This is a genomic window from Rubrivivax gelatinosus, from assembly GCF_016583785.1.
GTDB lineage: Bacteria > Pseudomonadota > Gammaproteobacteria > Burkholderiales > Burkholderiaceae_C > Rubrivivax > Rubrivivax gelatinosus_B.
Window position 1 is genome coordinate 1 of record NZ_NRRU01000125.1, and the last position, 13,180, is coordinate 13,180.

Below are 13,180 nucleotides of genomic sequence, written 5' to 3' on the forward strand. Positions count from 1 at the left end.
CGCCAAGCCGGCGCAGCCGGCCCAGCCGCCGCGCGCCCGCGCCGAAGCCGAGCGCCCCGCCGCGCCGCCGCCCAAGCGCGACGACGGCGATTGGGAGACTTTCTGACGCCGCGTGACACATGCCACGACGGCTGCCCCTCAACTCGTCGGCGTCATGGCCGATAACTGGAACGACGCCCTCCCGAAGGACAAGACCATGGACATGCTGACCGAAGTTGCCCCCGCCGCGCGCACCGAGCGCTCGCACACCGCCATCGCCTCGCGAGGTGCCGCTGCCACCGAGGGCCAGGCCGGCGGCGAGTTCCTCACCTTCCGTCTCGGCGGCGAGGAGTACGGCATCGACATCCTGCGCGTGCAGGAGATCCGCTCCTACGAGCCGCCGACGCGCATCGCCAACGCACCGTCCTTCATCAAGGGCGTGGTCAACCTGCGCGGCGTGATCGTGCCGATCATCGACCTGCGCCTGAAGCTGGGTTGCGGCAGCGCCGAGTACAACGGCTTCACCGTCGTCATCGTGCTCAACGTGCGTGGCCGCGTCGTCGGCGCCGTCGTCGACTCGGTCTCGGACGTGCTCGAACTGAACCGCGAACAGATCAAGCCGGCGCCGGAGCTCGCCTCCAGCATCGAAGCCAACTTCATCACCGGCATCGGTGCGGTGAAGAACGGCGACGCCGAACGCATGCTGATCCTGGTCGACATCGAGGCGCTGATGAGCAGCGCCGACATGGGCCTGATGGACGCTGTCACGCACTGAGTCCGGACGTACGAGGCCGGAAGGCCTCGTTCGCCGGACTCAGGCCTGAGCGCGATTTCACGCGCGAAGGCTGAGCCTGGACGTACGAGGCCGGAAGGCCTCGATCGCCTGGCTCAGGCCCGAGCGCGATTTCACGCGCGAGGGCTGAGTCCGGACGTGCAGGGCCGGAAGGCCTTGCTCGCCGGAAACTCAGGCTCGAGCACGATTTCACGTGCGAGAGCTGAGCCTGGACGAGCGAGGCCGGAAGGCCTTGCACGCCTGACAGCAGGCCGCATCCCGCCGCCGACTCGCGGCGCGGGCACGTCGATCAGGGGCCCGGGCCGCTGACAGCAGGGCCGCTGCCAGGGCGCCCGTGCGACGTCTCCTGCCGAGCGCCGCAACACGAATGTCCCGATGACGAGCAACAGCTCCCCTCGCCCCGGCTCGATCGCGCGCCGCGTCTCGCTCGCCGGCGGCCTCGGCCTGGCCGTGGTCCTGAGCGCTGCCGCCGGCCTGCAGACCTGGGTCACGGTGCGCAACGCGAACGAGGCCAACGTCGAACGTTTCGGCGAACGCGCCCAGGCCATCGCCGACATGGCCGAGTCCTTCGATGGCGCCGCGCGCACGATGGCCGACAAGCTCTACGGCTCCTTCGCCGCCAGCCTGCCCGGCCCCTACGTGCTCGGCGCGCGCGGCCTCGCCGCCGGCGGCGTCGAACTCGACGGCGTGTTCGAGCCTGTCGACCGCTTCGCCGCGCTGACCGGCGGCGTCGCCACCATCTTCGCCGCCCAGGGCGAGGACTTCGTGCGCATCTCGACCTCGCTGAAGAAGGAGGACGGCACGCGTGCGGTCGGCACGCCGCTGGGCACGCAGCACCCGGCCTACGCCGCGCTCAAGGCCGGCCAGCCCTACGTCGGCCCGGCACAGCTCTTCGGCAAACCCTACATGGCGCGCTACGAGCCGGTGCGCGACGCCGGCGGCCGCATCGTCGGCGTGCTCTTCGTCGGCTTCGACCAGAGCGGCTACCGCGCCAGCCTGCGCCGGCTCGCCGGCGAGGCCCGCCTGGCCGACACCGGCGGCATCGTCATCGTCGACCCCAAGAGCCGGCCGGAAGACGCCGTCTTCATCGCCCACCCCGACGCGGCCAATGCCAAGGTGCTCGAGGCCCTGCCCGCCGCCGCGCCGCTGCTGGCGGCGCTGGGCGCGGCCGCTGCCGACACCCGGCTGCCCTCGCCCGGCCTCGTCGACCGCCAGTCGGGCGACACCTGGGTCGTCGCGCGCAAGGTGCCGGCCACCGGCTGGCTGGTGCTGGCCGAGGTTTCGCAGACGCACGCGATGGCCGCCACCTGGGCCGCGCTGCGCCCGTTCTGGCTGCTGCTGGCGCTGGCCGCCGGCGGCCTGGGCGTGGCGCTGTTCCAGGTGCTGCGCAGCTGGGTCGCACGGCCGCTGCAGGATCTGGCGCGTGCGGTCGAGGCGGTCGCCGCCGGCGACCTGACGCGACATGTCGAGAGCACGCGCAACGACGAGGTCGGCGAACTGATACGCGACGTCGAGGCGATGCGGCTGCGCCTGGGCCAGACCCTGAGCACCGTGCGCCAGTCGGCGGAGTCGATCGATACCGCGTCGTCGGAGATCGCCGCCGGCAACGTCGACCTGAGCCAGCGCACCGAGCAGACCGCCGGCAGCCTGCAGCAGACCGCCTCCAGCGTCGGCCAGCTCGCCGGCAGCGCACGCCACAGCGCCGACGCCGCCGCCCAGGCGCGTGAACTCGCCGGCAACGCCGCCAGCGTCGCCCAGCGCGGCGGCGCCGTCGTCGGCCAGGTCGTCGCGACGATGGATGAAATCAACGCCAGCTCCAAGCGCATCGCCGACATCACCGGCACCATCGACGGCATCGCCTTCCAGACCAACATCCTGGCGCTGAACGCCGCCGTCGAGGCCGCCCGGGCCGGCGAGCAGGGGCGCGGTTTTGCGGTCGTCGCCGGCGAGGTGCGGCTGCTGGCGCAGCGCAGCGCCGAAGCCGCGCGCGAAATCAAGTCGCTGATCGGCGCCAGCGTCGAGAAGGTCGACTCCGGCGCCCGCCTCGTCGGCGACGCCGGCGCGACGATGGCCGAGATCGTCGCCAGCGTCGAACGCGTCAGCACGACGATCGCCGAGATCTCGGCCGCTTCGGGCGAGCAGCACCGCGACATCGGCAAGGTCAACGAGGCGGTCGCGACGCTGGACCGCATGACGCAGCAGAACGCGGCGCTGGTCGAGCAGTCGGCTGCGGCGTCGGAGTCGCTGCGCGAACAGGCACGCACGCTGTCGCAGGCGGTCGCCGCGTTCCGCGTCGCGGCCGACTGATCGCCCCCAGGGCCCCGCGCGAACCGGGGCCCGGCTCGTCGAGAGCACGAAAGTTCGCGTGAGAATCTGATTTCGATCACAAGAACCAACGTGCCCACCGCACAGCCACCCGCGAACGCGGCCGATGTCGCCATCACCGGCGACATCCGAGCTGCGCAGGTCGCCGAGCACGCCTCGGCCGTCACCTTCTCGGTGCTGGGCAGCGCCTGCGTCGCGGCATTCGTGGCCTGGGCGATCCACGCCAGCGTCGCGCCGCTGGCGCTGGGCGCCTGGACGCTGGCGCTGGCGCTGGCACTGGCGCTGCGTCAGGGCCTGCTGCTGCAGTACCGGCGCGAGCCGCGGCCGGCCGACCCCGGGCGGCGGCTGGCATGGTTCCGGGCCAGCATCTTCGTGCACGGTGTGGCCTGGGGCGTGATCGCGCTGCTGCCGGCCGCCGGCGACCACGACGCGCTCGAGCTGCTGATGGCAGCACTCGCCGGCATGTCGACCGCGGCGCTGGTGCTGGGGCAGTTCGACCGCATCGTCGGTTTCGCGTTCGCGCTGCCGGCGATGCTGCCGGTCACGCTGCGCCTGCTGGCCGAAGACAAGCCGGCGGCACAGGCGCTGAGCCTGGGCGTCGCCGTCGCCGCGCTGCTGGGCATCTACGGCATCGTCGCCGCCGAACGCGCCTGGCGCCAGCGGGTCGCGCTCGCCACCGCGCGCCGCGACGAGCAGCGCAGCCTGGACGCCGCGCGCGAGAGCGAAGCGCTGCTGCGGCTGATCTTCGACCACGTCGACGAAGGCATTGCCGTCGTCGGCGCCGACATGCGGCTGCGCGCTTTCAACCGCCGTTTTGCCGAGATCACGCGGCTGGACCCGGCGCTGGCGCGCGTCGGCACGCCGGTGCGCGAGCTGCTCGCCAGCCAGGCCCGCGCCGGCCGCCTGGGCGGCGGCGGCGACGCCGAGGCCACCGTCGCGCGCTGGATGGGGCTGCTGCAGGCCGGCGGCCACGCCACCACGGTGCGTTCGCTCGCCGACGGCGGCACGATCGAGCTGCGCCGCAACGCCACGCCCGACGGCGGCTTCGTTGCCGTCGCGGTCGACATCAGCCGGCGCCTGGCCGCCGAGGCCGCACTCGCCGAGAAGCGCCGCATGCTGGCGCTGCTGCTGGACGCCACGACCCAGGGTTTCTGGTTCTTCGACAACGACCTGCGCACCACCGACGCGAACCCGGCGCTGTGCCGGCTGCTCGGCGTCGAACGCGCGGCGCTGCTGGGCCGCCGGCTCTACGACTTCGTCGACGCCGACCAGGCCGAGATCGTGCGCGAGCAGGCGCGCCGCCGCGACGCCGGCGAAGCCGGCCGCTACGAGCTGCGGCTGCGCCGCGACGACGGCTCGCCGGTCTGGTGCGTCAACCACGCCACGCCGATCCACGACGAATCGGGGCACAAGACCGGCTCGGTGTCGGTGCTGTCGGACATCGGCGAGCTGCGCCGCGCGACCGAGCTGCAGCGGCGCACCAGCCAGCTGCTCGAGGAGAAGTCGCGCATCCTCGAGGCGACGCTGCAGAACCTGCCGCAGGGCGTGCTGACCTTCGACGAACAGGGCCGGGTCGTGGCCTGGAACCCGCGCCTGGTCGAGCTGACGGGCGTGACCGAGGCCTTTCTGCAGCGGCGGCCGCTGCTCGCCGAGTTCGTGCGCTGGCAGATCGACAACGGCCGCGTCGGCCCGGCGCCGGGCGAGGTGGACCAGCAGGCGCGCGCGTTCATCGAAGTGGCGCTGCGCGGCGAGATCGACCGCCTGCCCGCGGGCTACCAGCGCACCGACGCCGACGGCCGCACGCTGCGCGTCGACACCTTCCGCAGCCCCGGCGGGCCGGTGGTGCGCACCTTCACCGACATCACCGCCGCGCTGCGCGCCGAGCAGGTGCTGCGCGAGAGCGAGTCGCGCTTTCGCCTGCTGGCCGACGCCGCGCCGGCGCTCGTCGTCGTGCGCGACAGCGCCGGCCGGCCGGACTGGATCAACCAGCGCTGGCTCGAATTCACCGGCTGCGACGCCGCCCAGGCGCTGGCCGAGGACTGGGACCTGCGCCTGCACCCCGACGACGTTGCCGCCTGCCGCAACGCCTTCGAGGGCGCGCGTGCGCCGGGCCGCAGCTTCGCGACCGAGTACCGCCTGCGCCGCGCCGACGGCAGCTGGGGCTGGATCGCCGACACCGGCGTGCCGCGGCTGGCAGCCGACGGCCAGCTCGAAGGCTGGGTGCATTACGGCTGGGACATCACCGCGCGCAAGGCCGCCGAGGCCGCGCTGATCGCTGCGCGCGACGAGGCCGAACGCGCCAACCGCGCCAAGTCCGACTTCCTCTCGCGCATGTCGCACGAGCTGCGCACGCCGCTGAACGCGGTGCTGGGTTTCGGCCAGCTGCTCGAGTCGGAGGCATCGGAGCCGCTGACGACGCTGCAGCGCGAACGTGTCGGCCAGGTGCTGCGCGGCGGCCGCCACCTGCTGGCGCTGATCGACGAGGTGCTGGACCTGGCCGGCATCGACGGCGGCACGCTGCGCCTGCGGCTGGGGGCGGTGGACGCCGGCACGGCGGTGGCCGAAGCCTGCCGCGCGGTCGCGCCGCTGGCGGCCGAACGCGGCGTGCAGCTGGAGGCGCCCGCGCTGCCTTCGCCCGGCAGCGTGCTCGCCGACGGCGCCCGGCTGCGCCAGGTGCTGTCGGGGCTGCTGAGCAACGCGGTCAAGTACAACCGCCGCGGCGGCCGGGTCTCGATCGCCTGGCGCGAGGACGGCGAGCGCCTGCGCCTGGAGGTGCACGACGACGGCCCCGGCATCGCGCCCGACGACCAGCCGCGCATCTTCCAGGCCTTCGAGCGCCTGGACGGCGGCCGCGCCGCCGCCGACGGTGCCGGCGTCGGCCTGGCGCTGGCCAAGTGGCTGGTCGAGGCGATGCACGGCCGCATCGGCCTGGACAGCGCGCCCGGCGCCGGCTGCACCTTCTGGATCAGCCTGGAACGTGCCGACGCCGGGCCGGCGCCGGCCGCGCCGCGCACCGTGCTCTACGTCGAGGACAACCACGTCAACCAGCTGCTGATGCAGGCGATGCTGGCGCGCTGCCCGCAGATCGAGCTGCTGCTGGCCGACGACGCCCAGACCGGTCTGCGCATCGCGACGAGCCAGCGCCCGGCGCTGGTGCTGCTGGACATCCAGCTGCCCGACGCCGACGGCTTCGAGCTGCTGCGCCGGCTGCGCGCCCAGCCGCAGACCCGCAGCCTGCCGGTGCTCGCCGTCAGCGCCGACGCGATGCCCGACAGCATCGCCGCCGCACGTGCCGCCGGCTTCGCCGACTACCTCACCAAGCCGCTCGAGCAGGGCCGGCTGATCGAGGCCATCGAGCGCGCGCTCGCCGCGTCTTGATCTAGGAGTCTGGGCGGCAGAAGCCGGCCGTGGCCGATGCCGCGGGATCAAGAGCGTGCCCCGGGGTCCGGCGTATCAACCGCGAGCAGGCGAGCGCCGGTGAAGCGCGGTCAGCCATCGTCAGACTGACTGGAGCCTCCCTCGCGGAGGGAGGCTGGAGGGTGCCGTCAAACAAGCTGGAGCCCATTCCCGGAGGGGGCTCGGGGGAGCCGTACGTTCAGCCGCAGGCTAGGCGTCTGCGCGGCTGCAAGCCGCCCAGACGCCTAGCCCGCCGTCGCGCGGCGCAGGGTCTCGACGACCGGGCGCCGCAGCACGTCGCGCAGGCCCCACCAGCCCGCGGCCAGCGCCAGCAGCGCACCGGCTGCACTGCCGGCCAGCGGCACCCAGGGCGAAGGCTGCCAGGCGAACTCGAAGGCGTAGCGCGCCAGCGCCCAGCCGACCGCGATCGCCGCCACCGAGGCCAGCAGCCCGGCGAGTGCTCCGACGCCCAGCAGCTCGGCACGCTGCACCTGGGCCAGCAGGCGGCTGCCGGCGCCCATCGCGCGCATCACCGCGAACTCGTGCGCGCGCGACTCTCGTGTCGCCGACACCGCGGCGAACAGCACCACCAGGCCCGCCACCAGCGTGAAGCCGAACAGGAACTCGACCGCGCGTATCACCTGGTCCAGCACACCCTGCACCTGGGCGATCGAGGCCGAGACGTCGACTGTGGTGATGTTCGGATAGGCGCGTGCCAGCGCGTTGTCGAAGCCCGGCGTCGCCGGCGCGCGGAAGGCGCTGATGTAGCTCGCCGGCAGGTCGGCCATCTCGGCCTGCGGGAAGATGACGAAGAAGTTCACCCGCATCGAACCCCAGTCGACCTTGCGCAGGCTGGTGACGCGGGCCTCGCGCTCGATGCCGGCGATGTCGAAACGCATGCGGTCGCCGAGCTTCAGGCCCAGGGTCTGGGCGATGCCCTCCTCGACCGAGACGGCGTCGGCTTCCTCGGGCGTCCAGCGGCCGGCGACGACCTCGTTGTGATCCGGGCGCGCGGCGGCATGGCTGAGGTTGAACTCGCGCTCGACCAGGCGCGCCGCACGTTCCTCGGCGTAGTCCTCGGCGCTGACGGCGCGGCCGTTGATCGCCACCAGCCGGCCGCGGATCATCGGGTACCAGTCGTAGCGCTGCACGCCGGCCTCGTCCAGCGTGCGGCGGAAGGCCTCGGCCTGGTCGGGCTGGACGTTGATGACGAAGCGGTCGGGAGCGTCCGGCGGCGTCGCGTTGCGCCAGCTGGCGACGAGGTCGGTGCGCAGCAGCACCAGCAGCACCAGCGCCAGCAGGCCGACGGCCAGCGCCGAGACCTGCAGCACCGCGAACGCCGGGCGCGCGGTGAGCTGGCGCGTCGCCAGCACCAGCCAGCGCGGCGCGCCGGCTTCGGGCACCAGGCGCCGCAGCAGCAGCACCGCGAGCCAGGCGCAGAGTGCGAAGACCAGGATCGCAGCGGCGAACCCGCCGACCGCGATCAGCCCCAGCTTGGCGTCCGAGGCCACCGCCAGCAGCAGTGCGGCGAAACCGCCGGCACCGGCGGCCAGCACCAGCAGCGACGCGGGCTTGAGCGCGCCGACGTCGCGCCGGATGACACGCAACGGCGGCACCTGCGCCAGCTGCAGCACCGGCGGCAGGCCGAAGCCCAGCAGCAGCGTCATGCCGACGCCGACACCGAAAGCCGCCGGCCACAGCGACGGCGGCGGCAGCTCGGCGTTGACGAGACCGGCCAGCAGCCAGACGAAGACGTGGTGCACCGCCCAGCCGACCGTGACGCCGGCGGCGCTGGCGGCCAGGCCGAGCGCCGCGAACTCGAGCGCGTAGGCGCCGGCGATGCGGCGCTGCGCCAGCCCGAGCACACGCAGCAGCGCGCAGTCGTCGAGGTGGCGGGCGGCGAAGTCGCGCGCCGCGATTGCCACCGCCACCGCCGCCAGCAGTGCCGCCAGCAGCGCGACCAGGTTCAGGAACTTCTCCGCCCGGTCCAGCGTCTGGCGCATCTCGGGGCGCCCGCTCTGCAGCGACTCGATGCGCACGCCGCGCAGCGGCGCGGCGTGGATGCGCTCCTCGGCCTGCTGCACGAACTGGCGCACCGCGGCGTCGCGGCCCTCGGGCGCGGCGACGGCGAAGCGGTAGTTCAGGCGGCTCGCCGGCTGCACCAGGCCGGTGGCGGCGAGGTCGCTCTCGTGCAGCATCACACGCGGCGAGAAGCTGGTGAAGCCGGCGCCGCGGTCGGGTTCGAGCAGGATCACGCGCGCCACCGTCAGCGTCGCGTCGCCCAGCTGCAGCGGCTGGCCCGGCGCGAGCTGCAGCGAGTCCAGCACCGCGGCGTCGACCCAGACCGTGCCCGGCTTCGGGCCGGCAGCCAGCGTCTCGCGGCCCTCGCCTTGCAGCGCCTTCAGCTGCAGCGCACCACGCAGCGGGTAACCGTCGCTCACCGCCTTCACCGCCACCAGCCGGCTGGCGCCGCCGAGCGCGTCGGGCGCACGCGCCATGCTCGGGAACGAGACGCTGCCGGCACTGCGCAGGCCCAGCGCCGCGGCGCGCTGCACCAGCTCTGCGGGCGTCGGCCGGTCGCTGCTGACGAGCGCGTCGCCGCCCAGCAGCTGGCGCGCGTCGCGCGCCAGGCCGCCGTTGAGCCGGTCGGCGAAGAAGCCGACGGCCGTCAGCGCGGCCACGGCCAGCATCACGGCGAAGAACAGCAGGCGCAGCTCGCCGGCGCGGAAGTCGCGCAGCGTCTGCCGCCAGGCGAGCGCGGAAATCGAGGCTTGCATGGGCCTCACGGTACCCGAAAGCCCTTGAACGACGCGTGCAAGCCGGCTGAACCCGGATGCGGGGCCGGGCTGCTGCAATCGAGACATGAACCCGCTGCCCCCGCTCTTCCTGTCCCACGGCTCGCCGATGACGGCGCTGGAACCCGGCGCCGCGGGCGGTTTCCTGCACCGCCTGGGCCCGGCCCTCGACACCGCGTTCGGCCGGCCGCAGGCCATCCTCGCGATCTCGGCGCACAGCCTGACGCGTGTGCCGGTGCTGGTGGCCGGCGCCCGCCACGAGACCATCCACGACTTCGGCGGTTTCCCCGACGCGCTGTACCGGCTGCGTTACGACGCACCCGGCGCGCCTGCGCTCGCCGGCCGCGTGCAGTCGCTGCTGGCGGGCGCCGGCATCGCCGTGCACCGCGACGAAGCCGGCGGCCTGGACCACGGCATCTGGACGCCGCTGCTGCACGCCTATCCGCAGGTCGACCTGCCGGTGCTGCCGCTGGCCTGGCCGCCGGGCTGGAGCGCGGCGCAGCTGTTCGCACTCGGCCACGCGCTCGCGCCGCTGGCCGCCGAAGGCGTGCTGGTGCTGGCCAGCGGCAGCATCACGCACAACCTGCGCCGCATCGTCGGCGCGATGCAGGCCGGCGCGGTGGACGCACCGGCGACGCCCGAGAGCACGGCTTTCCGCGACTGGTTCGCCAGCCGCGGCGCGGCCGCCGACTGGGCAGCGCTGCTGGACTGGCGCGCGCAGGCGCCCTACGCCGCCTTGATGCACCCGACGGACGAACACCTGCTGCCCTTCTTCGTCGCCGCCGGTGCCGCCGGCGACGCGCCCGAGGCGCGGCGCGTGCACGCCAGCATCGAATACGGCGACCTGGGCATGGACGCCTACGCCTTCGGTCCGCAGGCCGCTCGCCTGGAGCAAGCGCTGGCGGGCTGAAAACACCCGCTGCGGCCATGGCCTCGGCCGGCGCGGCTATCGTCGCGCCGTCGCCAAACGGGGAAACCGCATGATCGCCGCGATCTGGATCGTCACCGCCCTGCTGCTGGGCCTGTGGTCGCTCGGCGCCTGGGGCGTCTACACGCTGCTGCAGGCGCAGCCGGGCTGGATCGGCGAGCTCGGCGAACTCGTCGACCAGGTGCCGTATGCCGCGGTCATCGACCGCTGGTTTCCCGGCTGGCAGGAGCTGCTGCGGGCGCTGCTCGAGCTGACCGAGAGCACGCTGGGCCTGCTCGGCGGCGCCGCGCCGCTGATCGTCTGGACCGCCTGGGGCGTGGGCGCCGCCGGGCTGGCCGTCGCCGCCGGCGGGTTGACGCTGATCGTCAAGCTGCTGAGCCGCGACAAGCCGCGCGCTGCGGCCTGATCAGGCTGCGGCGAACACCGCGTCGAGCTCGCGCTTCCAGCCCGCCTTCTGCTCGGCGGGCACGAAGCTCGCCTCCAGGCTGTTGGCCGCCAGCGTGTAGGCGGCGTCGCGGCCCAGCGCCGGGTGGGCGTCGAAGACGGCGCGGTAGTTGTCCAGCAGGTAGCCGCCGAAATAGGCCGGGTCGTCGCTGTTGATCGTCACGCACAGCCCGGCGGCCAGCATCTCGGGCAGGCGGTGCGCGCCCATGTCGGGGTAGACGCAGAGCTTGACGTTGGACAGCGGGCACACCGTCAGCGGCACGCGCGTGGCCGCCAGGCGCTGCACCAGCGTCGGTTTGTCGACGCAGCGCACGCCGTGGTCTATGCGTTCGACCTGCAGCAGGTCGAGCGCGGTCTCGATGTACTCGGCCGGGCCTTCTTCGCCGGCGTGGGCGACGAGGTGCAGGCCGAGTTCGCGGCAGCGCGCGAACACGCGTGCGAACTTCTCCGGCGGGTGGCCCCGTTCGCTGCTGTCCAGGCCGACGCCGATGAAGAGGTGGCGGTAGGGCAGCGCCTCTTCCAGCGTCGCGAAGGCCTCGTCTTCGCTCAGGTGGCGCAGGAAACACAGGATCAGCGACGCGCTGATGCCGAGCTCGGCGTGCGCACGCTGGCAGGCGTGGTGCAGGCCGACGATGACGGTCTCGATCGCCACGCCGCGCGCGGTGTGTGTCTGCGGGTCGAAGAAGAGTTCGGCGTGCACGACGCCGTCGGCTGCGGCGCGTTCGAAATAGGCCCAGGCCATCTCGAAGAAGTCGGCTTCCTTCAGCAGCACGCTGGCGCCGGCGTAGTAGATGTCGAGGAAGCTCTGCAGGTCGCTGAAGGCGTAGGCCGCACGCAGCGCCTCGACGCTGGCGTAAGGCAGCACGACGCCGTTGCGTTCGGCCAGGCGGAAGATCAGCTCGGGCTCCAGCGTGCCTTCGATGTGCACGTGCAGCTCGGCCTTGGGCGCGGCGCGCAGCAGGGCGGGCAGGGACATGGGGCTCTCTCGGTTTTGCATTGGGGCGCGACTGTACGCGCCGCCTACGACATCTGTCGTATTGGCCGGCGAAGCCCCGCTCCCGACACTGGCCCCAGTTCAACCGGCCGCCCGGCCACCTGGAGGGGTCCACCACATGGCTACTGCCAACCGCCGCAGCTTCGTCCTGCAAACCGTCGCCGCCGCCGCGTTCGCCGCGGCCGGCATCGGCTCCGCCCACGCCGCCGACACCATCAAGGTGGGCGTGCTGCATTCGCTGTCGGGCACGATGGCGATCTCGGAGACGGTGCTGAAGGACACCATCCTGATGGCCATCGACGAGGTCAACGCCAAGGGCGGCCTGCTCGGCAAGAAGCTCGAGCCGGTGGTCGTCGACCCGGCGTCGAACTGGCCGCTGTTCGCCGAGAAGACGCGCCAGCTGATCGGCAAGGACAAGGTCTCGGTGATCTTCGGCTGCTGGACCAGCGTCTCGCGCAAGAGCGTGCTGCCGGTGGTCGAGGAGCTCAACGGCCTGCTCTTCTACCCGGTGCAGTACGAAGGCGAGGAGCTGAGCAAGAACGTCTTCTACACCGGCGCCGCGCCCAACCAGCAGGCCATTCCCGCCGTCGAGTACCTGATGAGCAAGGACGGCGGCGGCGCCAAACGTTTCGTGCTGCTGGGCACCGACTACGTCTACCCGCGCACGACGAACAAGATCCTGCGCGCCTTCCTGCACAGCAAGGGTGTCGCCGACGCCGACATCCTCGAGGAGTACACCCCGTTCGGCCACTCCGACTACCAGTCGATCATCGCCAAGATCAAGAAGTTCGCCGCCGAAGGCAAGAAGACCGCGGTGGTCTCGACGATCAACGGCGACTCCAACGTGCCCTTCTACAAGGAACTGGGCAACCAGGGCCTGAAGGCCACCGACGTGCCGGTGGTCGCGTTCTCGGTCGGTGAAGAGGAGCTGCGCGGTGTCGACACCAAGCCGCTGGTGGGCCACCTGGCGGCGTGGAACTACTTCATGTCGATCAAGAACCCGACCAACGCCGAGTTCATCAAGAAGTGGTCGGCCTACGCCAAGGCCAAGAACATCCCGGGCCACAAGGACAAGCCGCTGACCAACGACCCGATGGAAGCCAGCTACATCGGCTTCAACATGTGGGTGCAGGCCGTGACCAAGGCCAAGAGCACCGACACCGACAAGGTGATCGCGGCGATGGCCGGCCAGACCTTCAAGGCGCCCAGCGGCATCCTGAGCAAGATGGACGAGAAGAACCACCATCTGCACAAGAGCGTGTTCATCGGCGAGATCAAGGGCGACGGCCAGTTCAACGTGGTCTGGAAGACGCCGGGGCCGGTGAAGGCGCAGCCGTGGAGTCCGTACATCCCGGAGAACAAGGGCAAGAAGGACGAGCCAGTCGTCGCGACCAAGCCCTGACGGAACACGCTGCACGGGCTCCCTCCCCCTCTCCCGCTGGCGGGAGAGGGTTGGGGTGAGGGTGGTGGCGTGCCGCGAGCCCTCACCCCCCGCCCTCTCCCGCCTTGCGGGAGAGGGCGGGGGG

Annotated in this window: 8 protein-coding genes; 6 read left to right on the forward strand and 2 right to left on the reverse strand. The window is 72.6% G+C overall.

Annotated features, from left to right (window positions below; all coding sequences use genetic code 11):
- The first annotated feature begins 196 nt into the window (after positions 1 to 196).
- The 3 genes from CKO43_RS22540 to CKO43_RS22550 all read left to right on the forward strand — a co-directional run bounded on the left by CKO43_RS22540 (position 197) and on the right by CKO43_RS22550 (position 6,475).
- Positions 197 to 754, forward strand: a complete 558-nt coding sequence (locus CKO43_RS22540) for a chemotaxis protein CheW (protein ID WP_200230830.1) — start codon at positions 197 to 199, stop codon at positions 752 to 754.
- Between the two features lie 393 nt (positions 755 to 1,147).
- Positions 1,148 to 3,079 carry a methyl-accepting chemotaxis protein gene (locus tag CKO43_RS22545; protein WP_200230831.1) on the forward strand — a complete coding sequence of 644 codons (1,932 nt, stop codon included), beginning with the start codon at positions 1,148 to 1,150 and terminating at the stop codon, positions 3,077 to 3,079.
- 90 nt (positions 3,080 to 3,169) lie between these two features.
- Complete coding sequence (locus tag CKO43_RS22550) at positions 3,170 to 6,475, forward strand: PAS-domain containing protein (RefSeq protein ID WP_200380042.1); 3,306 nt, start codon at positions 3,170 to 3,172, stop codon at positions 6,473 to 6,475.
- A 263-nt stretch (positions 6,476 to 6,738) separates the two neighbouring features.
- Here the strand turns inward: CKO43_RS22550 and CKO43_RS22555 are convergent, their stop codons facing one another.
- A complete protein-coding gene (locus tag CKO43_RS22555; protein WP_200380043.1) occupies positions 6,739 to 9,270 on the reverse strand; it encodes an ABC transporter permease in 2,532 nt (843 codons plus the stop codon).
- Between the two features lie 85 nt (positions 9,271 to 9,355).
- Here CKO43_RS22555 and CKO43_RS22560 point away from each other — a divergent pair, with 85 nt between their 5' ends.
- Positions 9,356 to 10,198, forward strand: a complete 843-nt coding sequence (locus tag CKO43_RS22560; protein WP_200380044.1) for a dioxygenase family protein — start codon at positions 9,356 to 9,358, stop codon at positions 10,196 to 10,198.
- Positions 10,199 to 10,268: 70 nt separating this feature from the next.
- A complete protein-coding gene (locus CKO43_RS22565) occupies positions 10,269 to 10,622 on the forward strand; it encodes a hypothetical protein (RefSeq protein WP_200230837.1) in 354 nt (117 codons plus the stop codon).
- Here CKO43_RS22565 and CKO43_RS22570 read toward each other — a convergent pair whose 3' ends face one another.
- Complete coding sequence (locus CKO43_RS22570; RefSeq protein ID WP_200380045.1) at positions 10,623 to 11,636, reverse strand: adenosine deaminase; 1,014 nt, start codon at positions 11,634 to 11,636, stop codon at positions 10,623 to 10,625.
- 136 nt (positions 11,637 to 11,772) lie between these two features.
- Between CKO43_RS22570 and urtA the strand changes: the two genes are divergently transcribed.
- The gene (gene urtA, locus CKO43_RS22575) at positions 11,773 to 13,056 is read left to right on the forward strand and encodes an urea ABC transporter substrate-binding protein (protein WP_200380046.1); all 1,284 of its coding nucleotides are present in this window, start codon (positions 11,773 to 11,775) and stop codon (positions 13,054 to 13,056) included.
- Positions 13,057 to 13,180 lie beyond the last annotated feature (124 nt).

Coding starts and splice junctions, on each gene's coding strand:
- CKO43_RS22540 (WP_200230830.1), top strand. CDS start 197: ATGGACATGCTGACCGAAGTTGCCCCCGCCGCGCGCACCGAGCGCTCG.
- CKO43_RS22565 (WP_200230837.1), top strand. CDS start 10,269: ATGATCGCCGCGATCTGGATCGTCACCGCCCTGCTGCTGGGCCTGTGG.
- CKO43_RS22570 (WP_200380045.1), bottom strand. CDS start 11,636: ATGTCCCTGCCCGCCCTGCTGCGCGCCGCGCCCAAGGCCGAGCTGCAC.
- CKO43_RS22545 (WP_200230831.1), top strand. CDS start 1,148: ATGACGAGCAACAGCTCCCCTCGCCCCGGCTCGATCGCGCGCCGCGTC.
- CKO43_RS22555 (WP_200380043.1), bottom strand. CDS start 9,270: ATGCAAGCCTCGATTTCCGCGCTCGCCTGGCGGCAGACGCTGCGCGAC.
- CKO43_RS22560 (WP_200380044.1), top strand. CDS start 9,356: ATGAACCCGCTGCCCCCGCTCTTCCTGTCCCACGGCTCGCCGATGACG.
- urtA (WP_200380046.1), top strand. CDS start 11,773: ATGGCTACTGCCAACCGCCGCAGCTTCGTCCTGCAAACCGTCGCCGCC.